This window comes from Ureaplasma diversum NCTC 246 (assembly GCF_000731915.1).
Classification (GTDB): domain Bacteria; phylum Bacillota_I; class Bacilli_A; order Mycoplasmatales; family Mycoplasmoidaceae; genus Ureaplasma; species Ureaplasma diversum.
In genome coordinates this window covers 1-18,694 of sequence record NZ_JFDP01000084.1, presented here as the reverse complement: position 1 = coordinate 18,694, position 18,694 = coordinate 1, and the positions used below count along the sequence as shown (strand labels likewise).

At 29.4% G+C, this 18,694-nt stretch carries 11 protein-coding genes; 8 read left to right on the top strand and 3 right to left on the bottom strand.

What is annotated here, in order from left to right:
• The first annotated feature begins 62 nt into the window (after positions 1-62).
• Positions 63-257 carry a 50S ribosomal protein L28 gene (gene rpmB, locus UDIV_RS03670; protein ID WP_038103464.1) on the top strand — a complete coding sequence of 65 codons (195 nt, stop codon included), beginning with the start codon at positions 63-65 and terminating at the stop codon, positions 255-257.
• 70 nt (positions 258-327) lie between these two features.
• On the opposite strand, the gene UDIV_RS03665 is transcribed toward rpmB, so the two are convergent.
• Positions 328-1,779 carry a DUF2130 domain-containing protein gene (locus UDIV_RS03665; protein ID WP_038103461.1) on the bottom strand — a complete coding sequence of 484 codons (1,452 nt, stop codon included), beginning with the start codon at positions 1,777-1,779 and terminating at the stop codon, positions 328-330.
• Positions 1,772-3,787, bottom strand: a complete 2,016-nt coding sequence (locus UDIV_RS03660) for a DUF2779 domain-containing protein (protein WP_038103458.1) — start codon at positions 3,785-3,787, stop codon at positions 1,772-1,774. Before UDIV_RS03660 ends, UDIV_RS03665 begins: the two co-directional genes overlap by 8 nt.
• Before the next feature lie 171 nt (positions 3,788-3,958).
• Between UDIV_RS03660 and eno the strand changes: the two genes are divergently transcribed.
• From eno to UDIV_RS03625, 7 genes are all read left to right on the top strand, one after another.
• Positions 3,959-5,245, top strand: a complete 1,287-nt coding sequence (gene eno, locus UDIV_RS03655; RefSeq protein ID WP_038103456.1) for a phosphopyruvate hydratase — start codon at positions 3,959-3,961, stop codon at positions 5,243-5,245.
• On the top strand, positions 5,229-6,173 hold the full coding sequence (locus UDIV_RS03650; RefSeq protein WP_038103454.1) for a 6-phosphofructokinase: 945 nt from the start codon (positions 5,229-5,231) through the stop codon (positions 6,171-6,173). The genes eno and UDIV_RS03650 overlap by 17 nt, the downstream gene beginning before the upstream one ends.
• 8 nt (positions 6,174-6,181) lie before the next feature.
• Positions 6,182-7,624: a pyruvate kinase gene (gene pyk, locus UDIV_RS03645; RefSeq protein WP_156021881.1), complete on the top strand. Its 1,443-nt coding sequence runs from the start codon at positions 6,182-6,184 to the stop codon at positions 7,622-7,624.
• Between the two features lie 97 nt (positions 7,625-7,721).
• Positions 7,722-12,002 (top strand): DNA-directed RNA polymerase subunit beta, encoded by a 4,281-nt coding sequence (gene rpoB, locus UDIV_RS03640; protein ID WP_038103453.1) that lies wholly within the window; start codon positions 7,722-7,724, stop codon positions 12,000-12,002.
• Between the two features lie 19 nt (positions 12,003-12,021).
• Positions 12,022-15,930: a DNA-directed RNA polymerase subunit beta' gene (gene rpoC / locus UDIV_RS03635; RefSeq protein WP_038103451.1), complete on the top strand. Its 3,909-nt coding sequence runs from the start codon at positions 12,022-12,024 to the stop codon at positions 15,928-15,930.
• A 9-nt stretch (positions 15,931-15,939) separates the two neighbouring features.
• Positions 15,940-16,416 (top strand): hypothetical protein, encoded by a 477-nt coding sequence (locus UDIV_RS03630; RefSeq protein ID WP_038103449.1) that lies wholly within the window; start codon positions 15,940-15,942, stop codon positions 16,414-16,416.
• 135 nt (positions 16,417-16,551) lie between these two features.
• Complete coding sequence (locus UDIV_RS03625) at positions 16,552-17,430, top strand: hypothetical protein (RefSeq protein ID WP_038103448.1); 879 nt, start codon at positions 16,552-16,554, stop codon at positions 17,428-17,430.
• A gap of 54 nt (positions 17,431-17,484) precedes the next feature.
• On the opposite strand, the gene UDIV_RS04610 is transcribed toward UDIV_RS03625, so the two are convergent.
• A partial coding sequence (locus UDIV_RS04610) for a putative sodium/potassium/calcium exchanger (RefSeq protein ID WP_038103446.1) occupies positions 17,485-18,694 on the bottom strand: 1,210 nt, incomplete at its 5' end.

Here is an 18,694-nt window from a genome sequence, read left to right as displayed (position 1 = left end):
ATTTATTTAACTTGTTAAAAATGTTAAAATAAATAGATATGTTCAGCACAGGAGGTGTTAAAATGGCAAAAAGAGATCAAATTACTGGTAAAGGACCACTTACTGGAAATACGCGTTCACACGCTATGAATCACTCTAAACGTAGATGAAATGTAAACTTACAAAAAGCTACAATTAAAACAGCCAACGGAAACCGACGTGTGCTGGTTTCTGCAAAGACATTAAAGACTTTAAAGAAACACAACATGCTAGGCTAGTTTTAATAAAATAGAAAATAAAAGCACCTTTGCGGGTGCTTTTTTATTATCTTTAAAAAGTTTAGAAAAGCTATTTTTTGTAATTAAGAAGACTAATCTTATCAAGAGCAGTTTTAATTTTTTCAAAACGTAAGTTAATATTAGCAGTTACTATGCTCTTAATTTTTTTTGTAGTTTCATCTATACTGTCACAATATTTAGAAATATTAATGAAGTCATTACTAGTTTTTGCAAGTAAATCATCTGCTTTATTTTTAAAATCTTTTATATCATTTTCTATTTGTTCTTTTTCTTTAAATGATTGTAAACCTATTTGTCTTACTTGTAATTCTTTTTTAGCTAGATACATTAAAACATCTATAAAAGGAACAACATATGCTGGTCTAATGATGTACATATCATCATGTTCTTTTACTTTTTTAAAAATAAAATCATCTTCGGGTTCTAGTTCTGAAACAAGAATAGCAAATTGTGCTTTTTCTTTTTTACGATCTTTATCAAGCTTATCAATATGGTCTTTGTTTTTCTTTTTGTTTTCTGAATGATCATCCTGAGTTTTAAGTTCAAAAAGAACATTTAATAATAATTCATCTGGTTTTCGATTATCGTTTTCAAAAATTTCTAATAAGAAGTCACCTTTTGTTGCTTTTTCATCACTACTATCTTTTTTAGATTTAGTAACAGGTTTTAAAACAATTCTTTCATTAAAAGAAAATTGTCTTTCAAATTGATTTTTAAATCAATCTTCAAACTCTTGCCCCATAGCTTTAGTTGAAGTTCAACGGTTTCGTGATTTGAATGCTTCTAGTTCTTTTTCTTTTTCATGGACAGCATCCGCTTTTTCTCTATCCTTCTTTTCAAGCTCGTTTCTTAAATTATTTATTTCTAAATCTTTATTATTAATAACATCGGTATATTCTTTTTTAAATTCTTCAGATAATCGATAGTTATTAACAGCGGTTGTTGCTGCAAGTTTATTTTGTTCTGTTAGCTTAGTAATTTCTGTTTCTTTGTTGCGAATTTCATTTTGTAGTTTTTTGTATTCAATGCTTTCTTTAAATGCTGAGATAATTGCTTCTTTTGAAATCTTTTCTCTTTCTTGCATTACAGATAAATCAGATTCGGTTTTATTGAGTTTTGATTTAAGAGTTTCTATATTCTTTTCCATTTCAAGAAACTCTTTACTTTCTTTATATTCTTTTACTCCAAGCAGCTTGTTGTTTTTAGCTTCTTCTGCTTTATTTTTTAAAAAGGTTTCTAATTCAACCCTAGATGCTTGTAAAGTTTTATATTCTTTATCATTAGCTTTAAATTCATTGATAATAATAATTTTTTGGTCTTCTTTAAGTTTTTCTAATATTTCTTGTTTTGATTTTTCAATTTCATTACTTAAAGCAGTAAAAATATCTGTTTCTTCGTTTGTGAAACGAATTTTTTCACCTTTATTTAAAGTTTCTAAAACTTCAAATTCCATCGTTTCAGTATTTATTATTTTAATTTTTTGTCTAGTGTTTTTATTCATAATCTTCTATCAACTTTCTTACATATAATTCTACAGCAATCATTGCTCGAACATCGTTTTCACAATATTCTTTTGCTGCTTCTTTAAATACTTCTCATTCATGATCACTGAAATTATTGAAAAACCGTTTTGTAGTTTCATTCATACAAACAGCCCCATTACCTACTGTTAATTTTTTATAATCCTTACAACCTGCTAATGTGAAAAAAGTAGGATAATCTCTTGCTATTAATGGCAAAACTTTTTTAATAGAATAAAACCCTTTTAAATCAGGAATAACAATAAGATAGTTGGGGTGTTTTTTAACAGTAAAGAAATCTGCTATATCAAACATATCTTTAACTATTTTTGAAACTTTATTAGTATATTGGACTTCATTAATAAATCCAGCCATTTCTTTTAATCTAGTTGCTTCAAATGATTTGTTATAAACTACATAAGAACTATCATCTTCTTGATAAATACTATCAATAACATCTTTAAATCATTGAATATCTACAAGCTTAGGATCAATAATCATATTATTACATTTAAGTTCAGATAAAGGTTTTGAATTATCATCAACTATAACAGAGTTTTGTGTTACTACTTGAGTAAAAGGAAGAGAATTATCAATAGATCTAATAGCTGAGTTGATTGATTCAAAGTCAAAATAAACGCGTTTAGGTTTTAAAGTATTTAATAGCTCTCTAGCTTTTGGTCCAATAAGAATTTCTTTATTTTTATAGAAATCAATATATTCATTATAAAATCAATATCCTTTATATTCTTCTTTAAATGGATTATCATCTTTTTTAATATCTCTAATAAAGTTAGAAGTTTTAAATACTTTACCACTATATTGAGGAACTAATTGATTAATATGGCTATATACTTGTCTTAATTCTAATCACATATCTGTGTCTTTAAAACTATTTTTATCAGACGGACCAAAAATAAAATCACCAGGAATTCTTAATGTTTTATCTTTACTTAATAATTGATCTTTATGGGTTTGAAGTTCATATAAAGCTTTTAAGAAATCGTTTTGTACTTGTATAGCTTCTTCTTTAAAGTTTTGAATTGTTTTAAAAGAAAATTGTTTAGATAGTTCTTTTTCTTCTAACAATGAATCAATAGTTTCAAAACTAGCATAAACCATTTCATCAATTGTTATTGATCAATTTTCTCCTTCAATTAACTTTATTCCTTGCTTAGCATTTCTTTTTTCTGCTTCAATAACAGATCTAGGTTTATTTTCATTCTTTTTAGATATAGTAAAAGAAGGACCACTTTTTTGTGGATTTATATAAGGAGAGATAGCAAAACTAACATCATATTTGTTTAATCTAACAAAATCTACTATACAAATGTTGTATTGAACAACAGTGTTTTTAGTATCTAAGAATTCTTGTTGTTGAATTACTTTAAATTGATAAAACAAGTCTAAGAAATGATGTTTTTTAATTGTACTAGTACCTTTTGTTTCAATAACATAATATTCATTATTATATTTAACAAAAGCATCTGGTTTAGTAATTAACCCTACTTCTTTATTATCTAAAGTTATATAACTTGTAATAAATGTTGGCTGAAACAAAATAAATTGATCATGGTCTAAACAATATTTTTTAGTTTCATCAGCAAGTTGTTCATTAGTTCAATTATTGTATTTATTGTCTTCAAAATTAACAACTAATTCAATTGAGCTGAATTTTTCTCTAACAGCTAACTGACTTTTTTGATCTAAAATAATACCTTCAGCAATTTTTGGATTATTTTTATCAATTTCTTTTAGTTCTTCAACAGTTTCTGAAAACTCTTTATAAGCTTTTAATTCTTTATAAAAACTATAATTATCTATTTCATTCTCTTCATCTATATCATCATTATCATCTTCATTAAATTTTCCATTTAACATTTGTTCCATTTTAGCTTTAACTTCAGCATTTGAAAAAAACCACATTGCTTTTTGTTTTGTATAGTAAGCAATGTAATCATACTTAGTGATATATTTACCTGTCCGCATAAATTCTCCTTACAATTTCTTTAAGAATATTTTAAAATAATTATGGATTAAATTCTGGTTAAATATCACTATAAAATAGTTAAAATTGGAATAAATTTATATTATTTATATAATATATACTATAGGAATTTGTATAAGAAGAATTAATTTATACAGCAAGGAAAAAGAGGTATGTATATAAAAGATTTAGTTGGTTTTCAAATTCTAGATTCAAGAGGAAACCCGACAGTAGCTGTTAAGATTACACTAAACAACAACCAATCAGTATTAGCTAAAGTACCATCAGGAGCTTCTACAGGTAGTAAAGAAGCTTTAGAATTAAGAGATAATGATTTAAATCTTTTTAATGGGAAATCAGTTTTTAAAGCTATAGCTAATATAAATGAAATTATCCGTCCTTGTTTCTTAAATTCAGAACTTTCTAACTTTTATGAACTAGATCAAAAACTAAAAGATCTAGATCCAACATTAAATAAAGAAAAACTAGGTGCTAATGCTTTATTAGGAGTATCAATTGCTTTAGTTAAAGCGTGTGCACTTGCTTTTAGTAAACCTTTATATCAATTCATTAAAGAAGAATTAATGAATGATCATGAACCTGTTTATTATGCTCCAATACCTTTAATGAATTTAATTAATGGTGGAGCTCATGCTAATAATTTATTAGATTTCCAAGAGTTTATGATTGTGCCAACACAAGCTAAAAACTTTAGTGAAGCAATTAGTATAAGTGCAAAAGTTTTCTATAGTTTAGAACAAATTTTAAAAGAAAAGAAGCTATCAACAAATAAAGGTGATGAAGGTGGTTTTGCTCCAGATCTAAAAGATCACCAACAAGCTTTAGATTTATTAATAGAAGCAATAAAAAGAGCTAATTTCACTGCATCTAAAACAAATGGTGTAGGAATTGCTTTAGATGTTGCAGCTTCTGAACTATTTAATAATGATAAATATGTTTTTAAAAAACAAAGTCCGCTTAAAGAATTTAATAAAACTGAATGAACTACTTACTTAAAATCATTAATTGATCAATATCCAATAATCTCAATTGAAGATGGATTTGATGAAGAAGATTGAGATGGATTTAGAAAATTCAATCAAGAAGTAAATATTCAAACTGTTGGGGATGATTTATATTGCACAAATCCTTTATATTTAAAAAAAGGAATTGAATCTTCTGCTACTAATGCAATCTTAATTAAACCAAACCAAATCGGAACTATTTCTGAAACAATCCAAACCATTAAACTAGCTCATAATAACAACATAAAAACAATCATCTCACACCGTTCAGGAGATACAGAAGATGATTTCATTGCTGATTTAGCAATTGGTACAAGTAGTAAACAAATAAAAACAGGTTCACTTTCTCGATCAGAACGAGTAGCTAAATATAACCGTATCCTTGAAATCGAACAAGAACTAGAAGGGAAATTAATTTATGAATTTAAAAAATAATAAAAACATCTGTATCATCTCATCAGGTGGTGATAGTCCAGGGATGAATAAATTAATTTATCTACTAGCTAAAGGACTAAAAGAAAACTTTACGGTTTTTGTAGGTAAAAAAGGTTTTGCTGGTTTACATGATGATTTAATTAGTGAAGTCACAGATTTAAGTGAATATGAAAAAAGGCAAAATGATGCTGGTTCGATCATTGGTTCATCTCGTTTTCATAAATTAAACATTCATGAAGAACATACTAAAAGAATTAGAGATAACTTATTTAAAAGAGATATCAGACGATTAATTATTTTAGGCGGAGACGGGAGTGCTATTGGGGGAGAAGTTTTATCTAAACTTGATTTACAAGTAACAATAATCCCTTGTAGTATAGATAATGATTATTCAATTACTGAACTTACAATTGGAGCATTATCAGCTAAAGAGAATAACCAACGATTAATTTATGATCTTAACTTAACAGCTAAAACTCATGATGCAATTAACTTAGTTGAAGCAATGGGTCGTTTATGACCTTGACTAACTCATGCTTCTGTTGAAAACTTAGATCCTTTATTAGTAATTGATAACCAAAACTTTAGAAGAAACAGAACTGGTCTTGTTAAATTAATTAAGAAAGCACTTGCTGAAAAAGGTCGATATGATCCAGTTATTATGGTTCAAGAAAATCTGTATAGTGATGAATCTTATAGATGAGCTAAAGAACAATTAGCTCTTGAGTTAAATATTCCTTTAAGAATCACTAGATTAGGTTATTTACAAAGAGGAGCGCCTGTTTGTGAACAAGACTTAATATTAGCTAAAAAGATGTCTGATGCAGTAATTGATTGATATATTAAAAATCCAGGTGATGATTCAATGCACATTGTAATCATCGATGAAAAAGAAAATATTAAAATAAGAAATCGATCAATCTATTAAAGAGAGGGGTGACTACTATTTTTTCTAAAACACGAATTATAGCAACCGTTGGTCCTGCTATTATGAAAGAATTCCATTCCTGAGAAGAATTCAAATCAGAAGAAAATAAAAAAGCAGCTGATGAAGCAGCTGATACTATTAAGAATTTAATTTATAGTGGAGTTAATATTTTTAGAATTAATTTAAGCCACAACTCTGCTAGTTCAAATATTTTTTGAGTCGAATTAATTAGACAAGTTGCTAAAGAAGTAGCAACTAAGGTTGATATTTTATTTGACACTAAAGGCCCTGAAATCAGAATTTCAGAACTTGAAAAACCAATGTTAATTCAAAAAGATAGTGAGATCAAAATTTATTGTACAAGAACTATTATTGGTGCTAACAATGAGTTTAGTGTATCTGATGCTAGTGGTGAATACAATATGGCATTTGATACTAAAGAAGATGATCGAATCTTTATTGATGATGGTAAGTTAGTACTAAAAGTTAAAGAATCAAACCAAAATGCTGGAGTGATTTATGCTATTGCTCAAAATAGTCATACAATAACAACAAACAAAAGAATTAATTTACCAGATTGTAAATCTTATTCAATTCCTTTTCTTTCTAAAAAGGATGAAGAAGATATCAAACTTGCTCTTAAAATGAAAATCCCATATATTGCTCTTTCATTTTTAAGTAACATTAAACAATTAAATGAAGTTAAAAAATTAATTAAACAAATAAGTCCTAAATCAAACACCTTATTAATTCCTAAAATTGAAACCCAAGAAGCTATTAATAACATCCAAGAAATTGTTGATAAAAGTGATGGTGTAATGATAGCAAGAGGGGATCTAGGATTAGAAGTTGATTATGCTAAAATTCCTAAATACCAAGAGCTAATTATCAACACTTGTAATGACAAACAAAAGTATGTAATTGTCGCAACACAAATGCTAGATTCTTTAGAAAGAAGTTTAATGCCAACAAGAGCAGAAGTTAGTGATGTTTACTATGCTACTCGTAGTAAAGTAAGCTCTTTAATGTTGTCTGGAGAAACTGCAGCTGGAGTTAATCCAGTGAATGCTGTTCAAGTAATGAAGAAGATTATTTTAGAAGTAGAAGCGACAAATTATGAGCTTAATTTTCTACAAAAAGATCTTAATTTACTAGAACAAGGAAGAGAACAGAAAAAAGCAATTTTAGAATTATCATCTACTAAAACAACAAAACATAAAGTATTAATTGTTAATACAATTAATCCTGATCCTAAAACATTAATTGAAATATCTAAAATTGATATTGGCTTAACAATTATTTTTGTAATTCCAAAAGAATCAACTGTCCCACTACTTCAAAGGGGATGTAATGTTGTATATCGAGAACATCCAATTAAAACAAAAGAAGAAGTTGCACAGCTTTTATTTAAAAAAGTTGATGAAATTGAACCGATTGTGATATATTTATAAATTAACTAAGAAAAATGTTATAATTAAAATTATTATGTCTATTTAAGCCCTTGTCGCTATAAAATAGACATTTTTACATTAATGAGGTAATTTTTGGATGCAAAATAGCAACAACTTTCGAATAAAACAAATTACTAAAAAAGTTACAAGACGAGATTACTCTAAAATTAAAACAGAATTTGAAGGACCAAACTTATTAGAAGTACAAGTTGAGTCATTCAAACGTTTTATTGATCGTGACTTAAAAGAAGCTGTTGGTGGTATTTTTCCGCTTAAATCTCCACAAGGTAAATACTCACTTCACTTTAAAGGGTTAAGAATTAAAGAACCTGCTAAAACTGAAGAATTATGTCGAGATGAAGCTAAGACATATGAAACACCGGTTTATATCGACTTAGAACTTGTTGATAACTTCACAGGAGAAGTTAAACGAGCTCAAAAGAACTCTAAAACTGGTGAAGATGGTATTTATTTAGGTGCAGTTCCTAAAATGACTGAAAAAGGGACTTTCATCATTAATGGGATTGAAAAATTTGTTGTATCACAAATTGTTCGATCACCTGGGATTTATGTTTTAAGTAAATCAAACATTAAATTAAACGGTTCACGTAAACGTTTATTTGAAGGAAAAATTTGTGAAATCTATCCTTCAAAAGGTACTTTAATGCTTGGATACATTCCTAAGGATAAAGAAGTTATTCAAGTTGTTGCTCGTGATTCATCTGGTGATAATGCTCAAACTTTATCTATTACAACATTACTAAAAGCTTTTGGTTTAAGTGAAGGTGAAATTTTAAGAGTCTTTGCTAATGAATACGAAGTTGTTGAATCATTAGGAAGTGAAAATTATGATCGTGAAAGTATTTTATTAAATACTGAACAAAACGAAATCATTATTAAGATCTTATCTGAAATTCATGAAATTAATGAAAAAGCGGATCGAAAAGATATTAATAAAATTAGAGAAGAATACATTATTGGAAACTCACCATTATTATCAACACTAAAGAAACTATTATTTAGTTATGTTGAAAAGAGTGAACAATTAGATTTATTGTTACACGAAAATGGTGATGTTTATAATGATGAATTTATTGCTAAAAACCAAGATTTAATTAATGAAATTAACCAAATTTTAGATGAAATTATTTCTGAAAAAGCAGCAAGAGATGTTGTTGACTTATTAGGAATTAACATCAAGAATGTTGATGCATTAAAACACTATGGTTTTGTGTCATTCCAATTAGCTTTACAACAACACTTCTTTAATAAACGTTCATATGATATTAGTAGTGCTGGACGTTATAAGTTCGAAAAGAAATTATTATTAACTGAACGTTTATTACAACGTGTATTAGCTGAAGATATTGTTCTTAAAAACAAAGAAGTTTTACTTCCTGAAGGTACTTTAATTACTAAAGAAGATTTAGAATTAATTAAGAAACATTCAGAAGCTGATAACATTGATTGAAATGATACAATCAGATTAAATTCAAATGCAATTAATGATGAATTAGAACAACATTTAGAAATTGAAGCAATTTCAGTTTATAAAGATAATGATATTAGAACTGAAACAACTCGTATTATTGGTACTAAACCTGGATGTAAGCTTGAAACTTTAACAGTTGCTGATTTAGTTGCAACAACTAGTTATATCTATAACTTAATTCATGATATTGGTGACTTTGATGATATTGATCATATCGGTAACAAGCGTCTTAAATTAATTCATGAATTGTTACGTGCTCGTGTAAGTACAAGTATGGCACGAATCGAAAAATTCATTAATGAAAAATTAGCGATTTCTGATGGTTCAAACAATAACATCACAAATATAAATGATAAAAACATCGACCCTGAATTAGATAAAGAATTAGAAGAATCTGATTTAAGTGAAGAAGAAAAAAGAAAAGCAATTAGTGTTAAGTCAATTGTTAATACAAAACAATTCCAAATGCTAATTAAAGATTTCTTTAACTCACACCAATTAATTCAATTCATCGACCAACAAAACCCACTTGCTGAATTAACAAACAAACGTCGTATTTCAGCGATGGGACCTGGTGGGATTAGTCGTGAAGACCCTAACTTAGATATCCGGGACGTTCACCACTCTCACTACTCTCGTATTTGTCCAATTGAAACACCAGAAGGTATGAATATTGGGTTAATTATGTCATTAGCTACACTTGCTAAAGTTGATGATAATGGATTTATTACAGCCCCATATTTTGTTGTTAAAGATGGTGTGATTACAGATGAATACCACTACTTAACAGCTCATGAAGATGACAACTTTATTATTTCTGAATCAAGTGTAACTGTTGATGAAAATAAAAAGATTTTAAATGATCAAGTAGTAGCACGTTATCGTGGTTCAACAGGGATCTTTAGTCCACAAGAACTTGATTACATTGATATTGATCCAAAACAAATTGTATCGATTGCAGCATCAGCAATTCCGTTCATTGAAAACGATGACGGGGCGCGTGCTTTAATGGGATCAAACATGCAACGTCAAGCAACACCATTAATCAAACCATATGCACCAATTGTTGGTACAGGAACTGAATATAAAATTGCTCATGATTCTGGAATGGCAGTAGTTTCTAAAAATGATGGGGTTGTAAGTTATGTTGACTCTGAAAAAATCGAAGTTACAACAGATGATGGTAAAAAAGATCAATATAAATTAATTAAATATCGTAAATCAAACCAAGATACATGTAATAACCAAACACCAATTGTTAAATTAAATGAACAAGTTAAAGCTAATCAAACATTAGCTGATGGACCTGCGATGAACAATGGTGAGTTAGCTTTAGGTAGAAATATTTTAGCTGCTTATACAACATGACGTGGATACAACTTTGAAGACGCCATCATTATTTCTGAGCGTTTAGTTCACCAAGATGTATTTACTTCTATTCATATTGATGAACATACTGTTCAATGTATGAAAACTAAAAACGGGGATGAAGAAATTACTCGTGATATGCCAAACGTATCAGATAATGCTAAACGATTCTTAGATGCAGATGGAATTGTTTTAGTAGGAGCTGAAGTTCGTGAAGGTGATGTATTAGTTGGTAAAACAACACCACGTGGTAATGTTGATGCGATTCCTGAAGATAAATTACTTCAAACAATTTTTGGAGATAAAGCAAAAACTGTTAAAGATTCTTCACTTAAAGTTCGTCATGGACAAGAAGGAATTGTTGCTGCAGTTAAAAGAATTACATCAGCTGATAAGAGTGGAAATGAATTACCAGATGATGTATTAGAAATCATTAAAGTATATATTGTTCAAAAACGTAAAATCCAAGTCGGTGATAAGATGGCTGGACGTCACGGAAACAAAGGTATTGTTTCTAAAGTTGTTCCAATTCAAGATATGCCATTCTTAAAAGATGGAACACCAATTGATATTATGTTAAACCCGCTTGGTGTACCTAGCCGTATGAACATTGGTCAAATTCTTGAACTTCACTTAGGATATGCAGCTTCAGAAATTGGTAAGAAACAACTAATTCAAATTGTACTTGATAATAAAGATGCTTCTGAATATGTAAGCCTTTATGGTTTAGATCTTAATGTAGCTGAACAATTATATAAATATGTTCTAGACTTAATTAAAGAAAAGAATATTACAAGCAATGATCAAGTTGATTTAATTGATATTTCAATTATTCTTAACCGATTAGGTTTAAGTTTTGATGATATTAGTATTAAGGTTTCAACACCTGTGTTCGATGGGGTTAACCATAATGATTTAGTATCAATTATGGACGAAGCTGGTATTGATACTCAAACACTTAAAGGAAAACAAGTTTTATATGATGGAAGAACTGGTGAACCATTTGATGGTTTAATTTCCGTTGGTAAATCATATATGTTAAAACTTGACCACATGGTTGATGATAAGATCCACAGCCGTTCAGTTGGTCCATACTCTAAGATTACTCAACAACCATTAGGTGGTAAGTCACAAAATGGGGGTCAACGTTTTGGGGAAATGGAAGTTTGAGCACTTGAAGCTTATGGTGCTGCTTATAACTTATTAGAAATTTTAACGATTAAATCTGATGATGTTCAAGCGCGTAACCAAGCTTATAATGCAATTATCAAAAACAAAGAAATTATTACAAGCGGAATGCCTGAATCATTCAAGTTATTAACAAAACAAATTCAAGGTTTAGGTTTATGTATCACTGTAGAAACAACTGATGGTGAAGAAGTTGATATCAACGACTACACAATTAATGACTACAAGATGAAAGAACAACTTGAAAAAGATCAAGAAGATGTTGATCAACCAACTATTACTCAAACATTCACTAGTCAATACTATGATGAAGATGAAGAGAATTTCTAGAAAGTAAAGGTGAACATTTATGAAACATAAAGGTATTAAATCACTAAAATTGGGGATTGCATCACCTGAACAAATTCTAAGTTGATCAAAAGGGGAAATTACTAAACCTGAAACAATCAACTATAAATCATTTAAACCAGAACCAGATGGTTTATTTGATGAAAAAATCTTTGGTCCATCAAAAGATTATGAATGTTACTGTGGTAAGTATCGTAAAGTTAAACACAAAGGTAAAATTTGTGAAAAGTGTGGGGTTGAAATTACTGAATCAATCGTTCGTAGAGAACGAATGGGACACATTGAATTAACTTCACCTGTTGCTCATATCTGGTTTACTAAAGAACTTCCATCACCTTCTAAAATTTCTTTATTATTAGATGTTACATATAAAGAAGTTGATCAAGTAGTTTATTATGTTAACTACATTGTACTTGATGAAGGGGATAACACTTATGAAGGAAAATCTATCTTTAATAAAAAAGAAGTACTTGATTTAACTTCACAAAAGAATTCAATTCGTTCAAGAAACAAATTACGTCGAACACTTAGAAATATTCAAGACAAATTAGCCGAGGGTTTAAGTCGTGAAGAGTTAATGCAAAACTATGAGTTTAGATTAGCTGTGACTTATGATCAAATGTTAAAAGATTCAAACATTCCTTTCTCTGTAAAAGATGTGATGGACTTTATTAACAAACACACTGGTGTTAGATTTGGAATTGGGGCTGAAGCGATTCGTGAATTACTTCAAAACCTTGATCTTGAAGAAGAACACCGTAAAATCAAAGAAGAAATTCAAAGCTCACAAAATGCTTATGATCAAAAAACAAGAAGATTATTGCGTCGTTTAGAATGTGTAAGATGAATCAAAGATTCTGGTTCTAAGCCAGAATGAATGGTACTAAAAAGAATTCCAGTTACACCAAGTGAAATTCGTCCAATTATCTCACTTGATGGGGGAAGATTTACAACTTCAGATATCAATAACTTCTACCGTAAAATTATTATCCGTAATGAACGTTTAAAACAAATGAAGGAAACAGATGCTCCTGAAATTATGTTAGATAATGAAAAGCGTCTACTTCAAGAAGCTGTTGACTCATTAATTGATAATAACTCACGTAAAAAACCAGTTACTGGTAAAGATAAGCGTCCACTTAAATCATTATCTAACCACTTAAAAGGTAAACAAGGATTATTCCGTCAAAACCTTTTAGGTAAGCGTGTTGACTATTCTGGTCGTTCAGTAATTGTTGTTGGTCCTGAACTTAAAATGTATGAAGTCGGGATTCCAGCTTTAATGATTTTAAAATTATTCAGACCATTTATTATTGCTGAATTAATTCGTAAATATGATGATAATGGTAATGAAATTCAACCAATGTGTTCAAACATTAAAGTGGCTGAACAAAAGATTATTGCTCAACACAAAGATATTTGACCAGTAATTGAAAAAGTTATTAAACAAAGACCTGTTATTCTAAACCGTGCTCCTACACTTCACCGTTTAGGGATTCAAGCTTTTGAACCAAAAATGGTTGATGGAAAAGCGATTAAATTACACCCATTAGTAACCACTGCGTTTAACGCGGACTTTGACGGGGACCAAATGGCTGTGCATATTCCTTTATCAAAAGAAGCGGTTGCTGAAGCTCGTTCAATTTTATTAGCTTCATGACATATTCTTGGACCTAAGGATGGTAAACCAATCATTACTCCTACACAGGATATGATTTTAGGGATTTATTATTTAACAAAAGAACGATTCAATGAAAAAGCAGAAGCTTTAATGAAAACAGATCCAACTAAAGCTCGTGAGGAATTAATAGCTAATTTCCACATCTTTAGAACGCAAGAAGAAGCAATTCGTGCTTATAAATTAAAATCAGTTCGAATTAATGACTTAATTGCAATTACAACAAGAGCTTTTGCAAACAAACAATTTGCTAAAGAAGGGTTATTAATTACAACAGTTGGAAAGATTATTTTCAACCAAGCATTCCCAGATAATTTCCCTTACATTAATACAGTTAAGAACTTATATGATAATAACTTCAACGATATCGTTGAATATCATGAATCATTAGCTAAATTCTTAAACGCTTATAACTTAAATGCACCATTAAATAAAAAGATGTTATCTAATGTAATTGATCACTTATACAAGACTTCAGAAATTGAAGTAGTGCCAGCGACAATGGATAACATTAAAGAATTAGGATTTAAATACTCAACAATTTCAGCAACAAGTATTTCTGCTTTTGATATTCCTTTATATGAAAAGAAATATGAATACTTTAGAGAAACTGATGAAAAAGTTGCAATGTATAAAGAATTCTATCTTGATGGTAAATTAACTGATGATGAACGATATACAAAAGTAATTCGTGCATGATCTGAAACTAAAGATAAAGTTACTCAAGATATTGAAGAATTAATTAATTCAGAAGAATATAACGATAATCCAATTGTGATTATGGCTAAATCAGGAGCTCGTGGTAATACTTCTAACTTTACACAGTTAGCAGGGATGCGTGGGTTAATGAGTAAATCATATAACTATGACCAAAAACGTCAATCAAATGTTATTCGTGATACAATTGAAACTCCAATTATCCACTCATTTAGAGAAGGGTTATCAAACTTCGAATACTTCAACTCATCATTCGGTGCTCGTAAAGGGATGACCGATACAGCGATGAAAACAGCTAAATCTGGTTACATGACTCGTAAGCTTGTTGATTCTACTCAAAGTGTTGTTATTCATGGTAATGACTGTAATACAAATACAGGAATTGTTGTTCGTGAAATTCGTAACACAAAAGACAACACTTCAATTGAAGCTTTAAAAGATCGTATCGTTGGTCGTTATACATTAAACCCAATTGTTGATAGTGCTAAAAAAGTTTATTGTGAAGCTGATGAATTAATTACTGCTGAAAAAGCAGAAAGTATTCAAAATGCTGGTATTAAAGAAGTTGAAGTTCGTAGTCCGCTTCACTGTAAACGAACGCATGGTCTATGTCAAAAATGTTTTGGTATTGATCTATCAACAAACAAATTAATTGAAACAGGAACTGCAATTGGAGTTATTGCTGCTCAATCAATTGGTGAACCTGGTACTCAGCTAACTATGCGTACATTCCATACAGGGGGTGTTGCTGGGGATACTAATATTACTCAAGGGTTTGAACGGATTAAACAATTATTTGACTGTATCCAACCACAAGATAACGAAAAAGCAACAATTTCACAAGTTAAAGGTAAAGTTAAATCAATTGATAAAGACCTTAACAACAGTATTAGTGTAACTATTAGTTATGGCGAAGATAATGAAATAACTTATCCAATTAGAGCAAACTCTGTACTTCGTATTAAAAAAGGTGATAATGTTGAACCAGGTCAAAAGATTACAGAAGGTTCAATCGATATCAATGAATTATTAAAATGAGCTGGTATTGAAAAAGTTCGTCACTACATCATTAAAGAAGTTCAAAAAGTTTATCGTTTACAAGGTATTGAAATTTCAGATAAATATATTGAAGTTATTATTTCTCAACTAACAAATAAAGTTACAATTACTAACCCTGGTGATTCAAACTTATTTGTGGGTGAAACAATTAGTATTAATGAGTTTACTAAAGCTTCTCATGATATGTTAATTGCAAACAAAAAACCACCAATTGCAATTAATCAAGTATTTGGATTAGACCAAGCTCCAGCTAAATCTGGTTCATTCTTATCAGCTGCTTCATTCCAAGACACAAAGAAAACATTAACAGATGCTGCTGCTCGTTCTCAAAAAGATTTATTACTTGGATTAAAAGAAAATGTAATCGTAGGAAGTTTAATTCCTGCAGGTACAGGATTAAAAGATCCAGCTGAAGTAATTGCTTATGGGGAAGAAATGTACGCTAAACAATACTAGTATTAAGTTATGTTTAAATGATGAAAATCAAAACGCTTTATTGCTTTAAGTTTAACAACAATTGCACTAACAGCAACCTTTATTAGTGTTGCTGCAGCAACTAATTATCAATATAAAATCAAACCAATGGTTTTAGAACAATTACACCAAGACCAATTTAAACAAGAATTCTTAGCTCTTAAATTAGATCCATCTATATTAAGTGATAAGAACCAAACTAAATTAAACAACATGGTTGTTCGCTTAACTGTTTTAGATGATAAAAGCAAACCAATTATGCAAGCAAGAAGTGTTTATAATGTTTATGATCAAAACAATAACATCTTATTTGTTAGAGTTAATAAAGATTATTTAAAACTTAATTACACTATTAATATTAATTTTGAACATACTATTTCAAGTATTAATTTTGTAGTAAATGAACAATTCTTAGCTAATCAAATACTAGAAGATGTTCCTTGTGGATGTAATAAAAAGAACAGTTAATTAAAAACAATAAAACTAGCTTCAATGGCTAGTTTTTGTTTTGATCTTAATTAACAGATAAATAAATATTTATATTATCATCTATAACTTTTTAATAATGTTAAAATATAAAGATATTAATCATAAGGGATAAATATGAATAAAAAACTTATTAGTTATCATACAGCTTTAATTTTATTATTTGTAATGAGTGCAGTTAGCTTATGTTATTTCTTTATTGGTAGTATAACTACACCATCACAAGTTGGTTTTTTAGCTAATCATACTGAAAGATTTGCTCCTTTAAGTTTTGCATATCAATACTATATTGATCCAAATGTCTTTGACTATTTAAACTATCAATTAGTTTATGAAATTGTACTTAGTGCAAATGGGATTGGATCAATTGCAGTTTTGGGTGCTTGGATCATTTCATGAATTTATTACTTAATAATGGTAGGAATGCTTAAGTTTTGAAAAGGAAGTATGACTAACATCATTATTAATAGTGTGATAGCTATTTGTATTGTTTATTTATTCATTATTATCTTTGCTGGATTAAATGCATCAACAATTATAGAAAACAGTTATTATAGTTATTTAAAGAGTCAAGTATTAGCTAATAGTGCTTTAAGCACTAATCAAAAAGTTAATTTATTATTACCTTATATTAATCATTTTAATATTATTAATGCTGAAGATAAAAGTTTAACTTTATTATATGTTAGTGAACATAATATTCCTTTAAGTAATGTTCGTTTTAATTTAAGTTATAGTTATGATTATGTAAACTTTAATAAGTACGGATTAATTTATTGAACCATTACTTTTGCTAGTTTAGTATTTATTATTACTTTTATTTATTATTTAATAATTTGTATCCAATTATCAATGATTGTTAATGATAATTGAAAGGTCAAGATTAAACCTCGTAAAAAGGATTTAAACATTGATCGATCTAAGAAAAATAAGAAACAAGAAATTGTAGCCCCTGATCCAAGCTTAGAAGTTATTTTCAGAGAGTTGGATTTATAGAGATAAAGAAAAACCAGTGGACGCCCACTGGTTTTTTTGGTTGATAAAATAATGTTAAGCTGCTTTAGGTGCTGCTGTTTTGTTTATTTTAAATGTAACTTCACTTACAGGAAGAAGATTATTTTTTTGATCATCTTTTGTTCAAAGAGTTTTGATTCTGTATGTATTATTTGGGAATGTATCTAGACTATAAATATCAAAAACAACTTCTTCATTAGTTTTTGAGATTTCAGCAGTTGCTACCCATTTTTTGTTAACTTGTATTGGAGTACTTTCTGTTGGAATATAGCTATTGTTTGGTTCATAAACCTCAAAGACAAATTTCTTATCTTTAACTTTTTCATAATTCTTTGGAGTTGTTTTAACACGAAGAACTACATAGTTTTCATTGTTAGGTACAATAGTTTGAACACTACTAAATTTAACAACTTTTTCATCTTCTTTAGTTGTAGGTTGAGTTTGTGTTTGTGGAGATGTCATACCTTGAGCAGAACCATTTTCAGTTTGGCTAGATGAACCTGACGATTCGCCACTTCCAGCTAAATTATCAGATCCTTCTGCTTTCTTATCAGATCCATCTTTTTTCATATCTTCTGACATAGAATTTTGTCCGCCGGCAGAATCGCCATCCTTATTTTCATCCATTTTATTTTTATTCTGATCTTCAGAAGTCTTATCAGTATCTGATGGTGTTTCTCCTTCTTTTTTCATTGGTTGTTCAGCTTGCTCGCCAGATCCGCCACCTTGTTTTTCTACATTTGGTGCTGCTTGATCTTTTTTCTCTGCTTCTTTACCAGCTCCATCACCTGAGCCTGGCGATTCTGTATTACCTTGTTGAGTTGTACCATCATCATTTTTCTTTTCAGAATCAGGGTTAGCACCAGAACCTACATTTGGTTTATTTTGTTCGCCTTCCCCATTTTGTTTAGAATTGGCTTCACCACCAGAATTATTAGGATTTCCTGGTTGAGTTTGGTTAGTTTGATCAGTTCCTTTAGGGTCTTTTTGAGTTGATGAATCAGGATTAGATGGATTAGGATTTTCTGGAGTTGATGGTTGAGTTGCTCCTGGATTTGTATTAGTTGAACCTGCTGATGGATTAGTTGTGTTATTTTCTGAACCTTGTTTAGTACCAGCTGTAGTACTTCCACTTCCACTTCCACTACCTGGGTTTGAAGATACATTACCACCTGTTTGCGGTTGTTCTACTTTCTTTTCAGTGGGTTTAGCTGGTTTCGCTTTCGTTGGTGCACAAGCCGCAACC